Genomic DNA, 22,666 nt, shown 5'->3' with positions numbered 1-22,666 from the left:
GCGCGCTGCAGATGCAAACTAAAAGCCGGGTAAGGGTACAGCCCAGACGTTATCGTGGGACCTGCGATCAGGCCTTGGGGTGCGCGCGGTTGTAGACTTCCATCAATCGGGCCGTATCTACGGCCGTATAGGCCTGCGTGGTGGAAAGCGAGGCATGGCCCAACAATTCCTGAATGGCGCGCAGATCGCCCCCTGCGGACAGCAGATGGGTGGCAAAACTGTGCCTTAAAGCGTGCGGAGTGGCGGTTGCGGGCAGGCCAAGCTGCATGCGCGCCTTGGCCATCACGCCCTGAATTGCACGGGGATTGAGCGCACCGCCCCGCACCCCACGGAACAAAGCCTTTTCTTGGGATTGTGGATGCGGGCAAAGCTGCAGGTAGCGGTCAACGGCGGTGCGGGCGGCCGGAATCACCGGAACGATGCGTTCTTTTCCGCCCTTTCCCACAATACGCAAGCTACCCGGCACAGGTGCGTCGCTTCCTGTCAAAGACAGCGCCTCAGAGATGCGTAAACCGCAGCCATATAGCAATGTGACGACAGCAACGTCGCGCGCCGAGATCCAGTCGTTTGACGCCTGAAGCTCGACCGTGTCGATCATCGCGCGGGCTGCGTCTTCGGCCAGCGGGCGTGGGAGTTTTTGGGTAAACTTTGGCGCGCGTGTGGACAGAACCGCGGTGGGTTCGAACCCTTCGCGTTCAGCCAGCCATCGGTAGAAGCTTTTGACCGCAGACAGCTTGCGCGCCAAGGATCGCGCGCCAACACCTGCGCTGCGCTGATCGGCCATCCAGGCGCGCATGTCGGACACGGTGATGCGGGCCAGCGCTGCCAATCCCTGCCGTTCACTGTGGTGTAGTGTCATGAAAGACAGGAAGTCGGTGACGTCACCACGATAGGCGGCTTGGGTGTTTTCCGATCGCCCCGCCAGCGCGCTCAGGCTGTCCAGCCAGTACTGTAACGCGTCGCGGCAGGCGGGTGAGATCAGGCTCACGACAACCAGTGGCGCATCGAACGTTCGAAGACGCCAGCGAAGAACGACAGAAGATCAGTGCCCAGCTGCGGCGAGAAGTGGTTGCGGTCCCTTGCGCTCATCACGATCATGCCCGGCAACCGACCCTCACCCAGATCCAACCGCAGGCAAGCCTCGGACCGCAGGTGATCTGCGTTGGGCCCGAAAATTCTGTGTGTAGGGTGGAGGATCTCGCGCAGAACCACGTCGCGGGCGGGGCCGCCGCGGTCGAAGGTCAGGTAATTGTCCACGAAGCCGGGTTCGACTACGGACAGAACACCGCCCAGAGTGTCGATGGCGGGGTCTTCCTGTGTGGCTGTGGATTCCAGAATCAGCTTGATGCGATCAACGCGCAGGATTTCGACCACATCCGAGCCGAGCGTGCGCAGGAAATCTTCGAACTCGGCCGGTTCCAGCATGCGGATAACGGCACGATGCACCTGATTTGTGCCTGCAAGGTTTTCATATGCTGCGGCGATGACGGACCGGTGGGTGTCTTCCAGCCTGTCCAGCCGTTCCTCGAGCCGTTGCATGGCGATGCCGCGCAGGTCGATGACGTTGTCCCCGCGCGCCTGTTCGTTGGCTGTCACAAGTGCCTGCATCAGGTCCTTGTCGTCCAGCACGGCGTCTGGTTTGGCCAGAATCGCGGCGCGCAAGTTGTCCTGGAGTTTGGTGTTGCTGCTCATGTCCCGCTCGGTCTTTTTTTGTTGAGGGGCTTATAACATGAGTTATGGCGGTTTCCTTGGAAAAAATGCATTGGCGGTGCATTTCATTCCCACTGTGACCTGCGGCTCCCGCCTGCGAAACCTTGATCAAAGATCAAGGCTTGGCAGTTGGGCCGGGCGCGGCACCTGACGGTGCCGCGCGGTCGCGCAAAGAGTCAGAGGATTTTCTGACCTGTCTTGGCCCAGTCGGCCAGGAAGGTTTCCAGACCTTTGTCCGTCAACGGGTGATCGGCCAGTTTCTTGATCACAGCGGGCGGTGCGGTGATCACGTCAGCACCGATGCGGGCGCTGTCGGTCACGTGGTTCACGGTGCGGATTGAAGCGGCCAGAATTTCGGTTTCAAAACCGTAATTGTCATAGACCTGACGGATGTCGGCGATCAGATCCATGCCATCCAGGTTGATGTCATCCAGGCGACCGATGAAGGGCGAGATGAAGGTTGCGCCCGCCTTTGCGGCCAAAAGCGCCTGGTTGGTCGAGAAGCAGAGTGTGACGTTGACCATCTGGCCTTCGTCGCTGAGCGTCTTGCAGGTTTTCAGACCGGCCCATGTCAGCGGAACTTTCACGGCGATATTCGGCGCGATCTTGGCCAGCTTGCGGCCCTCGGCGATCATGTCGTCTGCTTCGGTGGCCACAACTTCGGCTGAAACCGGGCCGTCGACCAGATCACAGATTTCCTTGGTCACTTCCAGAATGTCACGACCTGATTTCAGGATCAGCGAGGGGTTGGTGGTCACGCCGTCCACCATGCCCAGATCGTTCAGTTCGGCAATGGCGTCGATCTCGGCTGTGTCTACGAAGAATTTCATGCGGGCAGTCCTTTGATGGGTTGGCCTTGGTCGCGGATGGCTTTACCTCAAAGAGACCCATGCTGGAACCCCCGAGCCCAAGGATATGCGTTGAGCACTCAGGAGTATTTCGACCACGGAGAGCTGGTTGCGGTTCTGACCGCACAACCGCTGGACCGGACGCTGGATTACAAGGCGCCCGAGGGGGGCTGTTTTCTGGGGGCGTTCGTAGAGGTTCCGCTGGGGCCGCGCAAAGTACTGGGTGTCGTCTGGGGGCCGGGACAGGGCGGGTTCGACCTGAACAAGGCGCGATCCGTGATCCGGGTGCTTGAGGTCGCGCCGATGCGCGAAGAAATGCGGCTGTTTCTGGGGAAGGTTGCTGATTACACCCTGACGCCGATGCCCGCGATGTTGCGTCTGGCAACCCGTGCGCCGGGTTTGGGTGATCCGCCGTCGATGCGCAAGGTTTATCGGCTGGGCAATGGCGCGCCGGATCGGATGACAGACGCACGCACCCGTGTGCTGGAGGTTCTGCGCGACTATGGCGGGCTTGCATTCACCCTGAAAGAACTCGCCGAACAGGCGGGCGTGACGTCTTCGGTCGTCAAAGGGTTGGTCAAGCAGGGCGCTGTACGGGAAGAAGACAGCCCGCGCGATTTGCCCTATCCGCATCTGGATCCGGATTTGCCGGGCAAGGCGCTAACCGACGATCAGGCTGCGGCGGTTGAGAAGTTGCAGCAGGGCCAGCGGTCCGGGGAATATGGAACCACGCTGCTTAAGGGCGTGACGGGTTCGGGCAAGACCGAAGTGTATTTGGAGGCTGTTGCCGAGGCGCTGCGGATGGGCCGACAAGCCTTGGTTCTGCTGCCCGAGATCGCTCTGACAGCGGAATTCCTGACACGAGTTGAGGCGCGATTCGGTGCACGCCCAGCCGAATGGCATTCCGGCGCGACCATGACGGAACGCCGCCGGGTCTGGCGGATGGTTGGGCAGGGGGATGCGCAAATGGTGATTGGTGCGCGGTCAGCTTTGTTCCTGCCGTTTCGCAACCTTGGCCTGGTGGTGGTCGATGAGGAACACGACACCTCGTACAAGCAAGAGGACGGGGTGCATTACAGCGCGCGGGACATGGCTGTTCTGCGGTCCGCCATTTGTGGCGGGCGGGTGATTCTGGCCAGCGCAACACCTTCGCTGGAAAGCTGGGCCAACGCCGAGGCGGGAAAGTACGAACGGGTTGATCTGACCTCGCGGTTTGGGGCGGCGGTGTTGCCGGAGATGAAGCCCATCGACATGCGGGCCGAACAGATGCAACCGGGGACATGGATTTCTCCGTTTTTGCGGCAGGCGGTGATGCAGCGGATCGAGAAGGGCGAGCAATCGCTGCTGTTCATCAACCGCCGTGGGTATGCGCCGGTGACCCTGTGCCGCGCTTGCGGGGAACAGATTGCCTGTGATCACTGTGACGCCCGAATGGTCGAGCACCGGTTTCTGAAACGGCTGATGTGTCACCAATGCGGTGAGACCAAGCCGATGCCCGAGGAATGTCCCTCATGCGGCGTCGAGGGCAAGTTGGCCCCGGTCGGCCCGGGGATCGAGCGGCTGGCCGAGGAGGCTGAGGCGACGTTTCCCGATGCCAAGATCGCGATGCTGAGTTCCGATTTGTTTGGCTCGGCCCGCGCCCTGAAAGCCAAGATCGAAGAGATTGCCGAGGGCGATGCCGATATCGTCATCGGTACGCAGCTGGTCGCGAAGGGGCACAACTTTCCCAATCTGACTTTGGTCGGGGTAATCGATGCCGACCTTAGTCTGCACGGGGCGGACCTGCGCGCCGCTGAGCGGACATTCCAGTTGATGCGGCAAGTCGCAGGTCGGGCAGGCCGGGCGGACAAGCCAGGGCAGGCCCTGTTGCAGACATTCCAGCCCGAGCATCCTGTAATCCGCGCTATTCTTTCAGGTGACGAAGAAGGATTTTGGAAGGCCGAGGCCGCCGGACGGCAGGCAGCAGGTGTGCCGCCATACGGCCGTATGGCCGGGATCGTCCTGTCCGGACCTGAGGTTGGACCAGTTTTTGATATTGGAAATGCAATGGCCCGAAACGATGCGCCACTGCGTGATATCGGGGCACAGGTATTTGGCCCGGCTCCGGCGCCTATTGCGCGGATTCGCGGCAGACACCGCGTGCGATTGCTGGTCAAGGCACCCAAGGGCGCCCCGATTCAGGACGCGATAGCACGCTGGATCGCACCCTTGCGCCTGAAAGGTGACTTGCGTTTGACCGTGGATATCGATCCGCAGAGTTTCTACTGACCTCTGCATCAGCGCAGATCGATTGTGCGCGCACTGCTTCGGCCTCGCCAAAATCTGAAAATGGGCGTAGAGGAGTCCCATGTTGAAACCGATGCCCCTGTCCGAGGCGCAGAGCCTTCCGTTCTGGCGCCGCCCTGTGACGCTCTTGTTCGTCATGGCGCTGACGATGCCCATTGCCTTCAACGCGTGGAGCGCGCTGTTGAACAATTTCGTCATCGAGGTGGCGAATTTTGACGGGGCCGACATTGGGTTACTGCACACTGTGCGGGAGATCCCTGGTTTTCTTGCTGTTGGCGTGATTGCGGTGATCATTTTCGTGCGTGAGCAGGTGTTGGCGATGATCTCGCTAATGATGTTGGGTGTGGCGACTGCGGTGACTGCATGGTTTCCCAGCCTCGGCGGGTTGTTGTTTGTTACGCTCTTCAGCTCGATCGGCTTTCACTACTACGAAACGGTGAATCAATCGCTGCAGCTGCAATGGCTGCCCAAAGATCGCGCGCCGCAGGTTCTGGGGTGGTTGGTGGCCATGGGGTCTGCCGCGACTGCAGTGGTATATGGCCTGATCGTTTTGACCTGGGACCGGTTTGATCTGTCCTACAACATTGTATTCATGGCCGCTGGTGGTGTGACCGCCCTGCTGGCGCTGTTCTGTCTGTTCGCCTTTCCGCAGTTTGAATCGCCAACTCCACAGACCAAAAAACTGATCCTGCGTCGTCGCTACTGGCTGTATTACGCACTACAGTTCATGGCCGGCGCGCGGCGGCAGATCTTTGTTGTCTTCGCCGGCTTCATGATGGTCGAGAAGTTTGGGTTTGAAGTACACGAGCTGACCAGCCTCTATCTGATCAATCTGGTGATCAACATGGCGGCGGCTCCGATGTTGGGTAAGGCTGTGTCGATGTTCGGTGAGCGCCGCACGCTGATCTTCGAATACACCGGCTTGGCGATCGTTTTTGCGGCCTATGGTGGTATCTACTGGTTCGGTTGGGGCGTAGTGCTGGCTGCAACCCTATATGTGATCGACCATGTTCTTTTCGCTTTGGCGCTTGCTCTGAAGACCTACTTTCAGAAAATCGCCGATCCTGCGGATATCGCACCGACGGCGGCTGTGGCGTTCACGATCAATCATATCGCCGCTGTGTTCCTTCCTGCGCTTCTGGGCCTGCTGTGGGTCATCTCACCTGGTGCAGTCTTTGCACTGGCCGCTGCGATGGCGATGATCTCGTTGGGATTGTCCTTACTGATCCCGCGCCACCCGGAACCGGGCAATGAAACGATCTTGTCGAAATACGCGCCGGCACCTGCCGAATAAGCGCCAATGCTTGACCTTGGCGGGCCATCGCCATAGGCGCTGTGTCAATTGATACAGGAGGCCCCCATGCCCACATTCACTGCGCTGACTACACTGACCGGTAAAAAAGCTGCCGAAGGGCTGGGCGAAGCGATGGAGCGCCTGGATCCGGAACCAACCGGCGTTGGTGTATTCGAGGTCGAGGATGGTTCGGGACTTTGGGAAGTTGGTGGGTATTTCACCGAAACTCCGGACGAAACCGCTCTGGCTGTTCTGGCCGCCGCGTTTGAGGCCAAGCCGTTTGTCGTGTCAGAATTGCCCGATACGGATTGGGTGGCCCATGTGCGCCGGGAACTGGCACCGGTCGATGCTGGACGGTTCTTTGTCTATGGCAGCCACGACGCTGACAAACTGCCGGAAGGACGTATCCCGCTACTGATCGAGGCCGCAATGGCCTTTGGCACTGGCCACCACGGGACCACTTTGGGGTGCCTGAAGGCGTTGGACCATCTTCTGAGCCAAAGGTTCAAGGCGACCAAAGTGGCCGATATCGGCTGTGGCACTGCCGTGCTGGCCATGGCGGCAGCGCGGGTCTGGGAAGGTGAGATCATCGCCAGTGATATCGACGAAGTGGCTGTTGATGTTGCCGAAGCCAACCTGAAGGCCAATGGAATGGCAGGCAAGGTCCGTTGCGTGGAAGCGGCGGGCTTTGACCATCCCGATCTGGGCGCGATCGCACCTTACGATCTGATTTTCGCAAATATCCTCAAGGGGCCACTGGTTGCTCTGGCCCCCGAAATCGCAGCGAATCTGCGCGTCGGTGGATACGCAATTTTGTCTGGAATCCTTAACGAACAAGCCGATGATGTGGTTTCCGTTTATGTACAAAACGGGTTCAATTTAGAGAAAAATGACCAAATTGGTGAGTGGACGACGCTAATATTAAGCAAACAGGGCTAAATTTGGGCCATTTGCTGGAGCTTTCTGGAGTTTTGCCTCGATTTTGTCGCATTCTGTTTCTACCGTCTTAACGTGGAATCGGGGGGCGGTTTTGGAGGCTGCCATGACGGGAAAACAACTAGAATTTGATCAGCGCGTGAATCGCCTGAGCAAGAAACACGCAAAACTAAGCCGTGGCTATCGCGCGACGATGCGCAAGGACGGGTTGGTTGTGATGAAACCGCAGAGGGTAAAGTCAGCTTTACCCCTTAAGGTTCTACTGATGTGTCTGCTTGGGTTGTTTGCATTCAAGACCTTCTTGCTCACCAGCCTTGGGCCTTCGGGCTATCAATACAGGGTTGACGCATTGAACGAGGGCACCTCGGTTGAACAAGCCGGTGCCTGGGTGATGCAAATCGACCCGGTATCGCTGATGCTTTCGGAACAGCTGGCACGGCTGCTGCCCTGACGTCCGGCCAAAGAATCGGAAACGCCGCGCATTCTGCATGCGCGGCGTTCTGCTTTGCCCCCGAGGGAGGGAAGGGGCATAGAGTGGGTGTGTTAAATCTTAACGACGACCATCGGCCACGACGTCAATATCGCCACGGCACAGTCCGATATCTTCCAGCTCGCGATCTGTCAGACCGCTCAGCGTGTTACGAGTAACGCGGGCGTCATTCCATTCGACAGCGGCGTTCACGACCGATGCGAAATATGCGCCGATACGGCCGACGAGGCCGAATGAGCCGGTGGTGGTGCGGGTGGTGTCCAGTGCAGCCATATCCTGTTTCCTTCTGGTTTAAGTTTACGTTTTGATCGTTCGATCTGAGCGGCATCTAGTGCCGCCAAATCGGCTGTGCAAGTGCGGAAATTGCAACTGTCCTATGCGTTTTTTGCAGAGCTCAAGATTCATTAGAACCCCTTAATTTATTGGCCATTTTTGCTTCATGAAACGTGTCGATTTCAGACTTTTGACTGTCGCAAACTGGCCGTTTTGTCGCCTGTGAAACAGGTCTGTCGTTTTTGCGCTCTCTGTCAATTCGCTTGGAAAATGTTCACGCTTCGTGCTAATCCGTAAAAAAGATCACAAAAACTCGAGCAGGCCGAGGCGAAATATGCGGATTTTGGGCATTGATCCGGGGCTTAGGACCCTGGGATGGGGCGTCATCGAATCGCATGGCAGCCGCCTGAGCCACGTCGCCAACGGACTGTGCAAGTCTGACGGGGACGATTTGGGCGAGCGTTTGCTGTCTCTCTACAATCAAATCGTCGAAGTCATTGCAGAACATCAGCCCGATCAGGCGGCCATCGAACAGACCTTCGTCAATAAGGATGGGGCTGGTACGCTGAAGCTGGGCCAGGCGCGTGGTGTGGCGTTGTTGACGCTGGCGCAAGCAGGGCTGCCCGTGGGGGAATACGCGCCCAACCGGGTTAAGAAAACGGTTGTGGGCGTTGGGCATGCCGAGAAAGAGCAGGTTCTTCATATGGTCAAATTGCAACTGCCGGGCTGTAAGCCCAAAGGGGCGGATGCCGCGGATGCGCTGGCGATTGCCATCTGTCATTCATATTACGGCGCAGCGCCGCAGGCGCGCGTGAAAGAGGTGCGGGCATGATCGGGAAACTGACCGGACGACTGGACTATCGCGCAGCGGATCACGTGTTGATCGACGTGCGTGGGGTTGGATACCTGGTTTACTGCTCGGACCGGACCATGGCCGCGCTGCCGGGCGTTGGCGAGGCTGTCTCGATCTATACCGATATGGTGGTGCGCGAGGACCTGATGCAGCTTTTCGGGTTTTTGTCTCTGGTCGAAAAGGAATGGCATCGCCTGCTGTGTTCGGTTCAGGGCGTTGGGGCCAAGGTCTCGCTCGCTATACTGTCCGCGCTGGGTCCGGATGGGGTCAGCCGTGCCATTGCGCTTGGGGATTGGGGTGCCGTCAAGGCGGCGAAAGGCGTGGGCCCAAAGACGGCGCAGCGGATCGTGCTGGATCTAAAAGACAAAGCGCCGGGTGTTATGGCGATGGGCGGGACCGTGACCGAAGCGATGGACGGTCCCGGATTGGAAGTTGTTGAGCTGTCTGAACCGGCACCAGCGCCCAAACAGGCGGCCAAGCCTGCCTCGGGGTCTGCCGCAGCTTCGGCGGGGGCACTGTCAGCCCTTGGCAATTTAGGGTACGGACCATCCGAGGCGGCCTCGGCCGTGGCCGAAGCGGCCGCCAGCCTACCGGATGCAGGCGAGGCTGAATTGATCCGGGCGGCGCTTAAGTTGCTGGCTCCGAAAGGGTAACTGAATGGTAGACGCCGATCCCACATTGCGCCCCGATCCCTTGCCCGAGGATAACGACCGCGCCCTGCGTCCGCAGGGGTTAGACGAATTCATCGGTCAGGCCGAGGCGCGGGCCAATCTGCGCATCTTTATCCAATCCGCGCGTATGCGGAGCGAGGCGATGGATCACACGCTGTTTCATGGCCCTCCGGGTCTGGGTAAAACAACGCTGGCGCAAATCATGGCGCGCGAGTTGGGGGTGAATTTCCGCATGACCTCGGGGCCGGTTCTGGCCAAGGCGGGTGATCTGGCGGCGATCCTGACCAATCTGGAATCCCGCGATGTGCTGTTCATCGACGAAATCCACCGTCTAAACCCGGCCGTCGAAGAGGTTCTGTATCCGGCGATGGAGGATTTCGAGCTGGATCTGGTGATCGGCGAAGGCCCGGCAGCGCGGACTGTGCGGATTGAGCTGCAGCCGTTTACTTTGGTCGGAGCAACGACGCGGATGGGCTTGCTAACCACCCCATTGCGTGACCGATTTGGCATTCCGACGCGGTTGCAGTTCTACACGGTGGACGAGTTGCACGAGATCGTTACGCGCAACGCCCGCAAACTGGGCGCGCCTGCTGATGATGCTGGTGCCCGAGAGATTGCGCGCCGATCGCGCGGGACCCCGCGGATCGCGGGGCGATTGCTGCGACGGGTGGTGGATTTCGCCATCGTCGAGGGCGATGGACGTATCACCCTGGATCTGGCGGATGGCGCGCTGACGCGGTTGGGTGTGGATAATCTGGGCTTGGATGGTGCCGACCGGCGATACCTCAAGCTGATCGCTGAGAACTATGCCGGTGGTCCGGTCGGGATTGAGACCCTGTCGGCTGCGTTGTCGGAAAGTCGCGATTCGCTGGAGGACGTGATCGAGCCCTATTTGTTGCAGCAAGGTCTAATCCAGCGCACGCCACGCGGTCGGATGTTGGCGCAGAAGGCTTGGACGCATCTGGGAATGGCGGCACCAAAGGGCCAGAGCGATCTGTTTGGTTGAAGCTGAGGCCTTTAGATTTTATGCCTTCGGCAAGAGTACTTTCGAAAAGATGAAGGATTGGGCGTGACCCCCGAAGACATTCAGTCGTTGTTCACCCGTGAAAACGGAGAGTTTCTGTTCGCGCGTTGGGGTCGGCCCATCGTGCCTATCGTCTTTGGGGTCGAGGAGGAAACTCTGACCACCATCAAGGGCGCATTCGAGGCCGTAGTCAGCTTGGCCGATCATAAGATGGCCGAAACGGATCCAGAACTTGGTGCGAATTGCATGGTGTTCTTTTTCCGCGACTGGAAGGAACTGCTGGAAGTTCCCGATCTGGATCGGCTGGTTCCCGATCTTGCGCCGTTAGTCGACCGACTGATCGCGGCGGATGCAAATCAATACCGGGTGTTCCGCTTTGAGGAAGACGGTGCGATCCGGGCCGCGTTTGTTTTTCTGCGAATGGACGAAGAGCTGTCCAAGGTTCCGGCTGAGACTCTGGCACTTAGTCAGGTAGTACAGACCATCCTGTTGTGGTCCGACACCGCTTTTCGAACGCAGTCGCCGCTGGCGGTCGCGGGCGAGGCGACGATCTTGCGCCCGGAGATCGCCGGGTTGATCCGCGCAGCATACGATCCGGTATTGCCGGGAGCTTCGCAGGATCCGGCGCACGCTTTGCGACTGTTCGCGCGGTTGCAGGCGTAGTCTTAAGACCGATAGAGGCTATCTACGATTTGGAGTCGATTCGGTGTTGAAAGGCAGTCAATAGGTCGCTTCCCGCGTCGTAAAAGGCATCACTACCCACCAAATCCGTAACCCCGTATCTGTCCAGCTCTGACCGCACGTGGGGGTCGACCAGTAGGAAAACCATCTTGATGTTCTTTGCCTGCAGGATCTTTAGAACATTGCGCAGCGTATAGCCTGCCGTGAAATCCACGTCATCAATGGCCGAAGCCTCGATACAGAACCAACGTACTTTGTTATCTGAATCACGGGTGATTGTCGCAATCTCTTCCGAAAGCCGCTGTGCATTCGCGTAATACAGGCTGTGAGAGAAGCGATAGATTACAAGCCCAGTTTCGAATTGGTTTGGCACGGAAATGGGTTTTGAATGCCAACCACCGTCTTTGGTTTTGACGATCACTGAATTTTTGGGGCGGTAGCCGCGGCGGGTATGGTCGATCAATGACAGCACCATCGCAAAGATGATGCCTTGTTCGACCCCAACGATGACGACAACCGCAGCCGTGGCGACTGCAATCCAGAATTCTGATCGGGCTTGCCTGTAAATTGCAATCAGGCCTTTCAGGTCGATCAGTTTCAGGCCGATCAGGAACACGACTGCAGACAGTGCCGCATTCGGCAGGTAGGCCAGTGGGCCGGTCAGGAACAGTATGACCACCAAGACGATCAAGACGGTCGTCAGTTGTGCCACCTGACTGCGGCCACCGGCGCTGGCCACCATCTCGGTTTTTGTCGGGCTGCCATTTACAACGAATGTGCCCGTGAAGGCGGCCCCAAGATTGGCCAGACCCAGCCCGACAAGGTCAGTGTTCTCGCTGAACTTCTCTTCGTAACGCGCCGCATAAGCCCGCGAAGTTGCGGCGCTTTGGGCCAAGATCACAACGAAGATGGACAGCGCGGTTGGCAGCAATTGTTTGAACAGGGTCCAGCTCCAATCTACGTTCGGGACAGAGAGCGCAGGCAAGCCGCTGGGGACCGAGCCCAGTACCGCGATGCCGGATGCGGCGAATTGGAACGCCCAACTGCATAGGATTACCCCAAGTATGGCGAATAACGGGCCGGGTAGTTTCGGTGACAGCTGCCGGCATCCGACGACGATCAGCAGAACTGCCGCCGCTACCGCCAATGTGGGCCAGCTTGTCTGGTCGATGTTCTGAATGGTTGCCTGAAGCTTGGCGATGGTCCCGTGACCGTCGCTTTCGATCCCTAACAGTCCGGGGATTTCACCGGTTGCGACCTGAATGCCCACGCCTGTCAAGAACCCGACAAGAACTGTTCGGGATAGGAAATCAGCCAGAAACCCCAAGCCGATGAGGCGTGCGGCAATCAGAAGAACAGCTGCCATCAGCGCCAACAGGGACGCCAACGCCAGATACTCGGACGAACCCGACACTGCCATGCCAGCCAGAGCCGAAGCCGTAATCGCCGCCGTGGCAGAATCCGCCCCCACCACAAGATGACGGGACGAACCGAACAGCGCGAACAGCGCCATTGGGATAAGGATGGTGTACAACCCAGTCACGACCGGCGTGCCTGCGATCTTTGTGTAGCCCATGACCTCGGGGATCGCGAGGCAGGCAAAGGTCAGGCCTGCCAAAACTTCCGCAGGCAAGGTCGCGCGGTTGAACGGCAAGATGCCCTGAAGGACATGAAGAAAGAACATCCTCTCTTCTTTTTGCCCCTTAGCCATTGAAACTCCTGTCGGATTCACTTGGTATGTATGAAAGCCTAGAGGGCAAATCTTCGAATTTCGAGAGCGGACTTGGGAAGGTGGGAACTTTGTCCCCGCAAGGGATTGCAGGAACCGCGACAACCATGCATCTGTTTCAGAGCAGGATTTGCCCCGCGCGTTACATATTTGAGAGACCGGACCTGATATCATGGCCAATGAAGCTGATGCGCCCCACAAGCATATCTTTCCGATCCGGGTCTACTATGAAGACACCGATATGGGCGGGGTTGTCTACCACGCGAACTACCTCAAATTTATCGAACGCGCGCGATCTGACTATGTGCGCCGTCTGGGCAACGATCAGAACGCGATGCGCGATGGTGGGATCGTCTGGGTCGTGCGCCGGATCGAGGCCGATTACGTCGCGCCCGCGAAGTTCGATGATGAGTTGATCGTTGAAACTTGGTTGTCGTCAATCTCTGGTGTGCGGCTGACCATGGGTCAGTTGGTCAAGAGGAGGGAGACCGAGATCTTCCGCGCCTCGGTGACTGCTGTTTGCATGAACGCGCAAGGTAAGCCAGTCCGCCTTCCGGCAGAGATTCGCGCATTAATGTAACAATTTGTCGGTCAGGGGTGGTTATGTTGGCTTTTCATAACCAACTGCGATAGCGTTTGGCAAAACAAGGCCAAACGAACGGCCGTCAGGCAAAAAACAAAGAGCAGGTTCATGGAAGCTGAAACGCTGGCGCTGGCGCAGGAGATCGATTTCTCCATGTGGGGGCTGTATGCCCGCGCGACCTTTGTCGTCAAACTGGTGATGTTGATGCTGATCGCTGCATCCATCTGGTCTTGGGCGATTATCATTCAGAAATTGATTAACTACCGCGCCGCCCGTCGCGAAGCGCAGGTGTTTGACGAGGCCTTCTGGTCCGGCAACCCGCTGGATGAGCTGTTCGAACATATCGGATCGCAGCCAGACGGCAGTTCAGAAAAGATTTTCGCCGCTGGCATGATCGAATGGCGCAGGTCGCACCGAACGGATGGCGGGCTGATCGCGGGGGCCACTGCGCGGATTGACCGTTCGATGGATGTCGCGATCGCCAAAGAGTCCGAGACATTGCAAAAAGGTTTGCCCATTTTGGCGACGGTCGGCTCGACTGCGCCATTCATTGGCCTATTCGGGACCGTTTGGGGCATCATGAACGCGTTTATCGAAATTGCCGAGCAGCAAAACACCAACCTAGCCGTTGTGGCACCCGGCATTGCCGAGGCGCTTTTGGCCACGGGCCTGGGTCTGTTGGCTGCCATCCCGGCGGTGATTTTCTACAACAAGCTCAGTTCTGATAGTGACCGGATCGTGGGTGGCTACGAGGCTTTTGCCGACGAGTTCGCCACCATCCTGTCGCGTCAGTTGGACAGCTAAATGGGTGCGGCGGTTCAGCAGAACGGCGGCGGGAACGGGCGCAGACGCGGCCGTCGACGCGGTCGAGCGCAGCCGATGGCCGAGATCAACGTGACGCCGTTTGTAGACGTCATGCTGGTGTTGCTGATTATCTTTATGGTGGCGGCACCGCTGCTAACCGTTGGCGTGCCGGTGGACTTGCCCAAGACGGCGGCAAGCGCGTTGCCGGGCGATAACGAAGAGCCGCTGACAGTCACGATGACTGCAGAAGGGCGCGTTCAGATTCAAACTACTGATGTTGCCCGCGAAGAGTTGATCGGCAAGCTGCGCGCCATTGCGGCAGAACGCAGCAGCGACCGGGTGTTCCTGCGGGCGGATGGTGCAATCCCATACGCGCAGGTGATGCAGGTTATGGGTGCGCTGAATGCAGGTGGGTTTTCCAATGTGGGGCTGGTGACTGACACCGGCGGCCCTGCGCTGGACGATGGTGGAGAGTGAGGCCGCGCGGTGGACACCGGCACCAAGATCTCGGCAATTGCCCATGTCAGCTTGATTTCGTGGGCTCTGTTTGGCGGCACCTTCCGGTCCGAACCATTGCCTATGCCCGTGCAGGATATCTCGGTGATCTCGGCTGAACAGTTCGCAGCTATGACGGCTCAAAGTGAGGCGCCTGAGCTGCCTACGCCAACTGCCCTGCAACAGCCCGATGCGCCCGAAGAGGAAATCCCCACCCCTGAACCGGTGGAGCAGGAACCTCCGACACCTGAAGTGTCTGAGCCAAATGAACCAGAGCCAGAGCTGGAACCGGAACCGCTGGCCCCCCCACCCGAACCGGTCGTGATCGAACAGCCCCCCGAATTGGCCCCCCCAGAACCCGAGGCCGTCGTTTTGCCCGCCCCGCCAGGGCCCGAGGCACAGCCGCGGCCTGCGGATAAAGTAGCGCCTGAACCTGTTGCACCGCCGCCGCCTGAAGCCGCGCCAGATGATATTGAATCCCCGGCTGTATCGCTGGACGAGGGAGCTGAAACTCAGCAAGAACAGCAGGATCAAACGGCACCCGAAGAGGCCACGGATGAAATCGTGACCGAGGCGGAAGAAGCCAAGGAATATGCGCCGCGCAGCTCTCCGCGCCCGCTGGTGCGACCGAACGGGCCGACGCCGCCGGCGCAGCCCGAAGTGGCCGAGACCGAAGAACCGACCGAACCAGAGCCCGCGCCAAGTGATGAAACCGCGATCAACGACGCACTGGCCGAGGCGCTGGGGCAGAGCAGCGAACCGTCTGGTCCACCCCTGACTGCGGGTGAGAAGGATGCTATGCGACTGGCTGTGTCGAAGTGCTGGAACGTTGGTTCCCTGTCCACGGACGCACTGCAAACGGTCGTTGTGGTCGGGTTCTCGCTGACACCGGATGGCAAGGTGCTCGGCGGTAGCCTGAGCATGTTGGATAGTTCCGGCGGTACCGATGCGTCTGCAAGACAAGCTTATGAGGCCGCCCGGCGAGCGATTTTGCGCTGCGGGGCCAAAGGATACACCCTGCCTGCTGACAAATACGAACAATGGCGGGATATTGAGATTACATTCAATCCCGAGAGGATGCGGATCAAATGATGAGATTTCTGACCAGCCTGTTGCTTGGCCTGACAATTTTGGCGGCGCCTGTGTATGCACAAAGCGGACCGCTGCGTCTTGAGCTGGATCAGGGGATTATCGAACCCTTGCCTTTTGCGGTGCCGAATTTCGTGCCCGACGGGCCAGCGGCCACACAATACGCAAACGACATATCGCGCGTCGTGGCGGCGGACCTGACGGGAACCGGACTGTTCCGAGAGATTTCTTCTGACGCATTCATCAGCCGGGTCAGCAGTTTCGAAGCCCCTGTGCAATTTGCCGATTGGAAGGCCATCAATGCTGAGGCCTTGGTGACAGGGGCGGTCAATGTCTCGGGCAAACGCCTGACCGTGCGATTTCGCGTTTGGGACGTATTTTCGGGCCAGGAATTGGGCAATGGTCTGCAGTTTTCCGGCACTACAGATGGCTGGCGGCGCATGGCACACAAAGTGGCCGATCAGGTTTATACCCGAGTGACCGGCGAAAGCGGTTACTTTGACAGCCGCGTCGCGTTTGTGTCCGAAAGCGGTCCCAAGAACCAGCGTCTGAAGCGTCTGGCAATCATGGATTACGATGGCGCGAACGTTCAGTACCTGACCGACAGCGCCGCGATTGTTCTGGCCCCACGCTTTTCGCCTTCGGGAGATCGGCTGTTGTACACCAGCTATGAAACCGGTCAGCCGCGCATTTATGTTTTGGACGTTGATCGGGTCAAACGGACTGAATTGAAGACACAAGACGGCACCATGAGCTTTTCGCCGCGCTTTTCGCCGGATGGCCGCTCCATCGTCTATTCGCTGATTCAGGGCGGCAACACGGACCTTTGGAAAATGGATCTGGCCTCGGGCCAGAGCGTGCGCTTGACGAACACACCTGCCATTGAGACCGCGCCCAGCTATTCGCCGGACGGGTCGCAGATCGTGTTCGAAAGCGACCGCTCTGGCACACCTCAACTGTACATCATGCCCGCAAATGGCGGAGAGGCGACCCGCATCAGCTTTAAACAGGGGCGGTATGGTACACCGGTCTGGTCGCTGCGTGGTGACCTGATCGCCTTTACCAAACAGAACAAGGGTCGGTTCCATATCGGCGTCATGCGGACAGACGGCAGCGAGGAACGCCTGCTGACGTCGTCCTTCCTGGATGAGGGGCCAACATGGTCGCCGAATGGCCGCGTCATCATGTTCACCCGTGAATCGCAGGGCGCAAGCGGTCGGGCGACACTGTATTCGGTGGATATCTCGGGTCGGAACCTGCGCCCGGTACGTACACCGGATGGTGGCAGCGATCCATCCTGGGGCCCACTGCAGAAGTGATCGGGGCAGGGGGTTGGAAAAGTTCACAAATTTCCTGCACTGTGATAACAGAGACAGCAATAAAGCAATAAAACGACGAGGCACCTGAAATGAATGTATTGAGCAAAGTCATAGCATTGGGCGTGCTAAGTGTAATGGCCGCCTGTACCAACAACGATCCTTCGGCACTGGGCGGTGGCGCGGGCGGTAGTGGCTCGATCCTGCCGGGTTCGCCCAGCGACCCCCAGTCACCGGCCTATTTCCAGCAAACTGTTGGCGACCGCGTGTTGTTTGAGGTCGATCAGTCGACCCTGACCGGGCAGGCGCAGACGATATTGCAGGGACAGGCAGACTGGCTGCTGGCCAATACGGATTTCGTCGCCACGATCGAGGGTCACGCGGACGAACAGGGTACTCGCGAGTATAACCTCGCTCTGGGCGCGCGTCGCGCCAATGCGGCGCGTGAATACCTCATTTCACGTGGGGTCGCGGGCAACCGGTTGACCACCGTCAGTTTCGGAAAGGAACGCCCGATCGAGATTTGCAGCACCGAGGAATGCTATTCCAAAAACCGTCGTTCGGTGACGGTCCTGACCGGTTCAACTTTGGGGTAAGATGATGCGAATTGCAGGATGGGTTCTGGCTGCGGTCGTGGCGACTGCGGGCGTGGCAAGTGCACAGGATCAGCAAACCCTGGCGGATATCCGTCAGGAGCTTACTGTGCTGCACGTCGAGGTTCAGCGCCTCAAGCGCGAGTTTTCAACCACCGGATCTCCGGCACCCAATCTTGCTGGCAGTTCCGTTCTGGAACGTGTTGACGCCATTGAGGCTGAATTGCAGCGCCTGACCCGTCAGACCGAGCAGTTGAACCAACGTGTGCAGAACATTGTTACTGACGGAACCAACCGGATCGGCGATCTGGAATTCCGCTTGGTTGAGTTGGAAGGTGGCGATCTCAGCACGCTTGGCGAGACCTCGACCCTGGGTGGCGAAACCGAAATCACCGCTGCGGCACCGACAACACCTACTACCCCGACGGCACCGGCGCCGACGGATCAAGGTGAACTTGCCGTGGGTGAGCGCGCGGACTTTGATGCCGCATCACAGGCGCTGGCGGATGGCAACTATCAGACCGCAGCGGAGCAATTCGCCACATTCGAAACCTCGTATCCCGGCAGTCCGCTGGCCCCCGAAGCCAACTTGAAACGAGGGCGGGCGCTTGTTGGGATCGGTGACACGCGTGAGGCCGCGCGGGCCTTTCTGGCCAGCTTTACCGGCGATTCCGAAGGTGCATTCGCACCCGAGGCGCTGTTTGAGTTGGGCTCGGCGCTGGGGCGTCTAGGGCAGACCGATCAGGCTTGCATCACTCTGGGCGAGGTGGGCGTGCGGTTCCCGTCGTCGACCTCGGCCACGAATGCCACACAGGAAATGGCAAGCCTGGGCTGTTCTTGACAGAAAACGCTGAAGAACTGCGCGCCGGGATTCGGGCGCGTTTGCCGCGAACCCTTCCACCGCGCATGGGTGTGGCTGTCTCTGGCGGAGGCGATTCAATCGCCCTGCTTTTGCTGTTGAATGATATTGCCCAAAACGAGCAGGTTAAGTTGTTCGCGGCGACCGTTGACCACGGTTTGCGCCCCGAATCCCAAGCCGAAGCGCAGAAAGTAAGCGAGCTTGCCGCGCGTTTGGGTATCACGCATCAAACGTTGAAATGGACAGGGTGGGCCGGTCAGGGGAACCTTCAGGATCAGGCCAGACAGGCGCGTTATCGGCTGTTGACCGAATGGGCCACACGCAATGCGATCAGCGCGATTGCGTTAGGCCACACCGCGGATGATCAGGCCGAAACCTTCCTGATGCGGCTAGGCCGCGCAGCTGGTGTTACGGGTCTGTCGGGCATGCCGGTTGACCGGGTTTTGGATGGCGTGACGATGTTGCGTCCGATGCTGGGTATCACAAGGCAAGCGCTGCGCAGCTATCTGTCTGATCAGGGAGTTGGCTGGATCGAAGATCCCTCGAATCAGGACCTCCGGTTTGACCGGATAAAGGCGCGCCAGGCCTTGTCTAACCTCAAGGATTTGGGGATCACGGCCAATTCTTTGACCCGAGTCGCAGAAAACCTTGCACAGGCGCGTGAGGCATTGGAGCGTTTTACGCAGGAATCCGCCCGAAAAATCGCCGTGGTGAAAACCGGTGATGTTTGCTTGGATCGCACCGCCTTTCAGTCTTTGCCTCAGGAAATCCAGCGTCGGCTTGTGATCGGCTGCATCGCGTGGATTGCCGGAGCGGGGTATCCACCACGGCAAACGTCGGTGGATCAGGCTGTGAAGGCCGTTGAAGAGGGTACCGTTACGTTGATCAATGGCTGTTTGTTTGTCCCAAAGGTCAATAAAACGTGGATATGCAGAGAGCTAAACGCCGTTCAGGGCGAAATCGCGCGCCCAGGCGAGCCGTGGGACAAACGATGGATTCTGTCAGGACCTTCGACTGCTGGTGTACAAATCCGACCATTAGGCGAGCAAGGCCTGCCTAGGGTTCCAGATTGGCGGGACTTGGGTAAACCACGTCAGGTCTTGTTGGCTTCACCCGCTGTTTGGCTGGGGGATGAACTGGTGTCAGCTCCAACCGCCAGATTGTTGAATGGATGGACGGCTGAATTGGCCCCCGGAACGCCCGAGTTTCATTCTTCTTTTTTATCGCATTGAACCTCCTTGAATCATCTCTATTTTATAGAGCAACCCGGCAGACCCCCATCTGCCGAAATCTTTTGGGAGACTTTCCTTGGGCAACGCTCGTAACATCGCCTTCTGGGTCGTTCTGTTTTTGCTGATCCTTGCACTGTTCAATTTGTTCAGCGGACCAGGCGGGACGCTTCAGAGCAATGAAAGAACTTATTCTGATTTCGTAACGGCCGTTCAAGCCGACGAAGTCAAGAATGTGACCCTGGATGGCGAACAGATTCGCTATACCACGCAAAGCGGTGCCAGCTATGTCACCATCAAACCCGGCGATGCCGAGGTCACCAAACTGCTGATCGACGAGAACATTCCCGTTCGCGCCGAGAAACAGCAGCAATCCGGTTTCCAGTCGTTCCTGATCACGCTGCTGCCGTTCCTGCTGCTTATTGGTGTCTGGGTCTATTTCATGAACCGGATGCAAGGCGGTGGAAAAGGCGGCGCGATGGGCTTTGGCAAGTCCAAGGCCAAGATGCTGACCGAAAAGCATGGCCGCGTGACATTTGACGATGTCGCAGGCATCGATGAAGCCAAGGAAGAGCTGGAAGAGATCGTGGAATTCCTGCGTAACCCGCAGAAGTTCAGCCGCCTTGGCGGTAAGATCCCGAAAGGCGCGCTGCTGGTTGGCCCTCCGGGCACCGGTAAGACGCTGCTGGCGCGTGCGATTGCGGGTGAGGCAGGTGTGCCGTTCTTCACCATCTCAGGTTCTGACTTTGTTGAGATGTTTGTTGGTGTCGGTGCATCCCGTGTGCGTGACATGTTCGAACAGGCTAAAAAGAATGCGCCCTGTATTGTCTTCATCGACGAAATCGACGCCGTCGGTCGCCATCGTGGTGCCGGTTACGGCGGCGGGAATGATGAACGCGAACAAACCCTCAACCAGTTGCTGGTTGAGATGGACGGGTTCGAAGCCAATGAGGGTGTGATCATTCTGGCGGCCACTAACCGTAAGGACGTTCTGGACCCTGCGCTGCTGCGCCCTGGTCGGTTTGACCGCAACGTGACCGTCGGCAACCCCGACATCAAAGGCCGCGAGAAGATCCTGGGCGTGCATGCGCGCAAGACACCTCTGGGTCCCGATGTCGACCTGCGCATCATCGCGCGTGGTACTCCGGGCTTCTCGGGCGCTGATCTGGCGAACCTCGTGAACGAGGCCGCACTGATGGCGGCGCGCGTTGGCCGTCGCTTTGTCACCATGGAAGACTTCGAGAACGCCAAGGACAAGGTGATGATGGGGGCCGAGCGCCGTTCGATGGTGCTGACGCAAGACCAGAAGGAAAAGACCGCCTATCACGAATCTGGCCACGCGGTCGTCGGTTTGTCGCTGCCGCTGTGCGATCCGGTCTACAAAGCGACCATCATTCCGCGCGGTGGCGCATTGGGTATGGTGGTGTCACTGCCGGAAATGGACCGTCTGAACTATCACCGCGACGAATGTGAGCAAAAGCTTGCCATGACCATGGCAGGCAAAGCCGCCGAGGTGATCAAATACGGTGAAGATCACGTCTCGAACGGTCCCGCTGGTGACATCATGCAGGCCAGCCAGTTGGCGCGTGCCATGGTGATGCGCTGGGGTATGTCTGACAAGGTCGGCAACATAGATTATGCCGAGGCGCATGATGGCTATTCGGGCAACACTGCTGGCTTCTCGGTCTCTGCACATACCAAAGAGCTGATCGAGGAAGAAGTGAAACGCCTGATCCAGCAGGGTTATGAGCGCGCGCACAAGATCCTGTCCGACAAGAACGAGGAATGGGAACGTCTGGCGCAAGGCTTGCTGGAATACGAAACCCTGACCGGGGATGAGATCAAGCGAGTCATGAATGGCGAATCGCCGACCGATGGTGATGACGAAGGTGACAAGCCGGATGAAGGCAGCGCGCCCAGCGTTACCGCCATTCCCAAGACCAAGGTCAAAAAGACCCCGCCCGACGGTGGGATGGAGCCGGAACCATCGGCATAAAGTAATCAGACCCGGGCAAAGTCCCGGGTCTTTTCTTTTCAGCTTTTCAAATGGACTGGCTTGACTTTTAGTACGATTTTGACGGCCCGCAGCCGAAGGGGATTTCAAATGCCGGTATTGCGAGAAACAGAATTCACGGGTGAAGTTGTTTGGCTGGGTCACGTGCCCGCGGGTGGCTCGATCCGGGCCAGAGCGGTCGATGCTTTGAAACTGGATTTCTCAGGGGACAAAGGCGAGCGGCACGAGGGTCTCAACCGGGCCTCATGTGTCAGGGTCAAGAATCTGTATCCGCAAGGCACCGAAATCCGCAACGTGCGCCAATTGTCTGTTCTGTCCGCCGAGGAAATGGACGCCGCAGCTAAAGAGATGGGGTTGGATTGGCTGGATCCGTCGTTTCTGGGCGTCAGCATCTTGTTGCGCGGCATTCCGGACTTTACACATCTTCCGCCATCCTCGCGTTTGCAGGGCCGCGACGGTGTCACGATAACCGTGGATATGGAAAACCGCCCCTGCATTATTCCCGGGCGTGAGATCGAAGCCGATCAACCTGGGTACGGGGCGTCCTTCAAACCGGCTGCTCAAGGCCGAAGGGGTGTGACTGCTTGGGTGGAACGGCCCGGTCAATTGCGGTTGGGGGACCAGATGAGCCTGTTCGTGCCAGATCAGCGGGCGTGGGCGCCCTAAACGTCAAGCGTTTTCGATTTGAAACCGGTGAAATGACGCTACGCCGTTTCATGGCTTGAATATGTCGGAATCTCTATCCATCGGGATTGTACACAACGGTATGGATTGACCAGCACCGGCCCAGCTGCGCCGGTTTGCAGGGAATTCAACCGGGGGTTTTGCCCAATGAGCTATAAATCGGACATTGAAATTGCGCGCGAGGCGCAGAAGAAGCCTATTCAGG

General features: G+C 58.5%; 23 protein-coding genes. 18 read left to right on the top strand and 5 right to left on the bottom strand.

Going from position 1 to position 22,666, the window contains the following annotated elements; translation table 11 throughout:
• Positions 1–67 precede the first annotated feature (67 nt).
• From AC2FI8_RS13455 to fsa, 3 genes are all read right to left on the bottom strand, one after another.
• On the bottom strand, positions 68–988 hold the full coding sequence (locus AC2FI8_RS13455; RefSeq protein WP_496779514.1) for a tyrosine recombinase XerC: 921 nt from the start codon (positions 986–988) through the stop codon (positions 68–70).
• Positions 985–1,692 carry a DUF484 family protein gene (locus AC2FI8_RS13450; protein ID WP_058273210.1) on the bottom strand — a complete coding sequence of 236 codons (708 nt, stop codon included), beginning with the start codon at positions 1,690–1,692 and terminating at the stop codon, positions 985–987. Before AC2FI8_RS13450 ends, AC2FI8_RS13455 begins: the two co-directional genes overlap by 4 nt.
• Before the next feature lie 194 nt (positions 1,693–1,886).
• On the bottom strand, positions 1,887–2,540 hold the full coding sequence (fsa, locus tag AC2FI8_RS13445; RefSeq protein WP_050603155.1) for a fructose-6-phosphate aldolase: 654 nt from the start codon (positions 2,538–2,540) through the stop codon (positions 1,887–1,889).
• Between the two features lie 90 nt (positions 2,541–2,630).
• Here fsa and AC2FI8_RS13440 point away from each other — a divergent pair, with 90 nt between their 5' ends.
• From AC2FI8_RS13440 to AC2FI8_RS13425, 4 genes are all read left to right on the top strand, one after another.
• The gene (locus tag AC2FI8_RS13440; protein ID WP_496779512.1) at positions 2,631–4,826 is read left to right on the top strand and encodes a primosomal protein N'; all 2,196 of its coding nucleotides are present in this window, start codon (positions 2,631–2,633) and stop codon (positions 4,824–4,826) included.
• 79 nt (positions 4,827–4,905) lie between these two features.
• Positions 4,906–6,138: an MFS transporter gene (locus tag AC2FI8_RS13435; RefSeq protein WP_496779510.1), complete on the top strand. Its 1,233-nt coding sequence runs from the start codon at positions 4,906–4,908 to the stop codon at positions 6,136–6,138.
• A 66-nt stretch (positions 6,139–6,204) separates the two neighbouring features.
• Positions 6,205–7,077 (top strand): 50S ribosomal protein L11 methyltransferase, encoded by an 873-nt coding sequence (locus AC2FI8_RS13430; protein WP_496779508.1) that lies wholly within the window; start codon positions 6,205–6,207, stop codon positions 7,075–7,077.
• Positions 7,078–7,180: 103 nt separating this feature from the next.
• On the top strand, positions 7,181–7,525 hold the full coding sequence (locus AC2FI8_RS13425; RefSeq protein WP_109312601.1) for a hypothetical protein: 345 nt from the start codon (positions 7,181–7,183) through the stop codon (positions 7,523–7,525).
• 99 nt (positions 7,526–7,624) lie between these two features.
• On the opposite strand, the gene AC2FI8_RS13420 is transcribed toward AC2FI8_RS13425, so the two are convergent.
• Positions 7,625–7,837 carry a DUF1127 domain-containing protein gene (locus AC2FI8_RS13420; RefSeq protein ID WP_496779506.1) on the bottom strand — a complete coding sequence of 71 codons (213 nt, stop codon included), beginning with the start codon at positions 7,835–7,837 and terminating at the stop codon, positions 7,625–7,627.
• Positions 7,838–8,171: 334 nt separating this feature from the next.
• Between AC2FI8_RS13420 and ruvC the strand changes: the two genes are divergently transcribed.
• From ruvC to AC2FI8_RS13400, 4 genes are all read left to right on the top strand, one after another.
• Positions 8,172–8,669, top strand: coding sequence for a crossover junction endodeoxyribonuclease RuvC (gene ruvC / locus AC2FI8_RS13415; protein ID WP_058273216.1), 498 nt, complete (start codon positions 8,172–8,174; stop codon positions 8,667–8,669).
• Positions 8,666–9,343 (top strand): Holliday junction branch migration protein RuvA, encoded by a 678-nt coding sequence (gene ruvA, locus AC2FI8_RS13410; RefSeq protein ID WP_496767061.1) that lies wholly within the window; start codon positions 8,666–8,668, stop codon positions 9,341–9,343. Before ruvC ends, ruvA begins: the two co-directional genes overlap by 4 nt.
• 4 nt (positions 9,344–9,347) lie before the next feature.
• Positions 9,348–10,367, top strand: coding sequence for a Holliday junction branch migration DNA helicase RuvB (gene ruvB, locus AC2FI8_RS13405; RefSeq protein WP_109312604.1), 1,020 nt, complete (start codon positions 9,348–9,350; stop codon positions 10,365–10,367).
• Between the two features lie 63 nt (positions 10,368–10,430).
• Entirely contained in the window at positions 10,431–11,048 is a 618-nt protein-coding gene (locus tag AC2FI8_RS13400; protein ID WP_472724244.1) for a hypothetical protein, read from the top strand.
• 22 nt (positions 11,049–11,070) lie between these two features.
• On the opposite strand, the gene AC2FI8_RS13395 is transcribed toward AC2FI8_RS13400, so the two are convergent.
• Positions 11,071–12,777, bottom strand: coding sequence for a SulP family inorganic anion transporter (locus AC2FI8_RS13395; RefSeq protein WP_496779504.1), 1,707 nt, complete (start codon positions 12,775–12,777; stop codon positions 11,071–11,073).
• Positions 12,778–12,967: 190 nt separating this feature from the next.
• On the opposite strand from AC2FI8_RS13395, the gene ybgC reads away from it, so the two are divergent.
• From ybgC to AC2FI8_RS13345, 10 genes are all read left to right on the top strand, one after another.
• Positions 12,968–13,375, top strand: a complete 408-nt coding sequence (gene ybgC, locus AC2FI8_RS13390) for a tol-pal system-associated acyl-CoA thioesterase (RefSeq protein ID WP_496779502.1) — start codon at positions 12,968–12,970, stop codon at positions 13,373–13,375.
• A gap of 111 nt (positions 13,376–13,486) precedes the next feature.
• On the top strand, positions 13,487–14,182 hold the full coding sequence (tolQ, locus tag AC2FI8_RS13385) for a protein TolQ (RefSeq protein ID WP_058273221.1): 696 nt from the start codon (positions 13,487–13,489) through the stop codon (positions 14,180–14,182).
• Positions 14,183–14,659, top strand: a complete 477-nt coding sequence (tolR, locus tag AC2FI8_RS13380; RefSeq protein WP_109312607.1) for a protein TolR — start codon at positions 14,183–14,185, stop codon at positions 14,657–14,659.
• Positions 14,660–14,668: 9 nt separating this feature from the next.
• Positions 14,669–15,769 (top strand): cell envelope integrity protein TolA, encoded by a 1,101-nt coding sequence (gene tolA / locus AC2FI8_RS13375; protein WP_496779500.1) that lies wholly within the window; start codon positions 14,669–14,671, stop codon positions 15,767–15,769.
• The gene (tolB, locus tag AC2FI8_RS13370; RefSeq protein WP_496779498.1) at positions 15,766–17,085 is read left to right on the top strand and encodes a Tol-Pal system beta propeller repeat protein TolB; all 1,320 of its coding nucleotides are present in this window, start codon (positions 15,766–15,768) and stop codon (positions 17,083–17,085) included. Before tolA ends, tolB begins: the two co-directional genes overlap by 4 nt.
• Positions 17,086–17,174: 89 nt before the next feature.
• A complete protein-coding gene (gene pal, locus AC2FI8_RS13365) occupies positions 17,175–17,678 on the top strand; it encodes a peptidoglycan-associated lipoprotein Pal (protein WP_496726873.1) in 504 nt (167 codons plus the stop codon).
• A gap of 4 nt (positions 17,679–17,682) precedes the next feature.
• On the top strand, positions 17,683–18,516 hold the full coding sequence (gene ybgF, locus AC2FI8_RS13360; RefSeq protein WP_496726874.1) for a tol-pal system protein YbgF: 834 nt from the start codon (positions 17,683–17,685) through the stop codon (positions 18,514–18,516).
• Positions 18,513–19,766, top strand: a complete 1,254-nt coding sequence (tilS, locus tag AC2FI8_RS13355; RefSeq protein WP_496779496.1) for a tRNA lysidine(34) synthetase TilS — start codon at positions 18,513–18,515, stop codon at positions 19,764–19,766. The genes ybgF and tilS overlap by 4 nt, the downstream gene beginning before the upstream one ends.
• A 76-nt stretch (positions 19,767–19,842) precedes the next feature.
• The gene (gene ftsH / locus AC2FI8_RS13350; RefSeq protein ID WP_058273226.1) at positions 19,843–21,759 is read left to right on the top strand and encodes an ATP-dependent zinc metalloprotease FtsH; all 1,917 of its coding nucleotides are present in this window, start codon (positions 19,843–19,845) and stop codon (positions 21,757–21,759) included.
• Between the two features lie 108 nt (positions 21,760–21,867).
• Positions 21,868–22,443 (top strand): MOSC domain-containing protein, encoded by a 576-nt coding sequence (locus tag AC2FI8_RS13345; protein ID WP_496726877.1) that lies wholly within the window; start codon positions 21,868–21,870, stop codon positions 22,441–22,443.
• Positions 22,444–22,666: the final 223 nt, after the last annotated feature.

This window comes from Ruegeria sp. CDSB029, assembly GCF_059611125.1.
The sequence above is the reverse complement of the archived record's forward strand: the minus strand, read 5'-3'. Positions and strand labels throughout refer to the sequence as shown.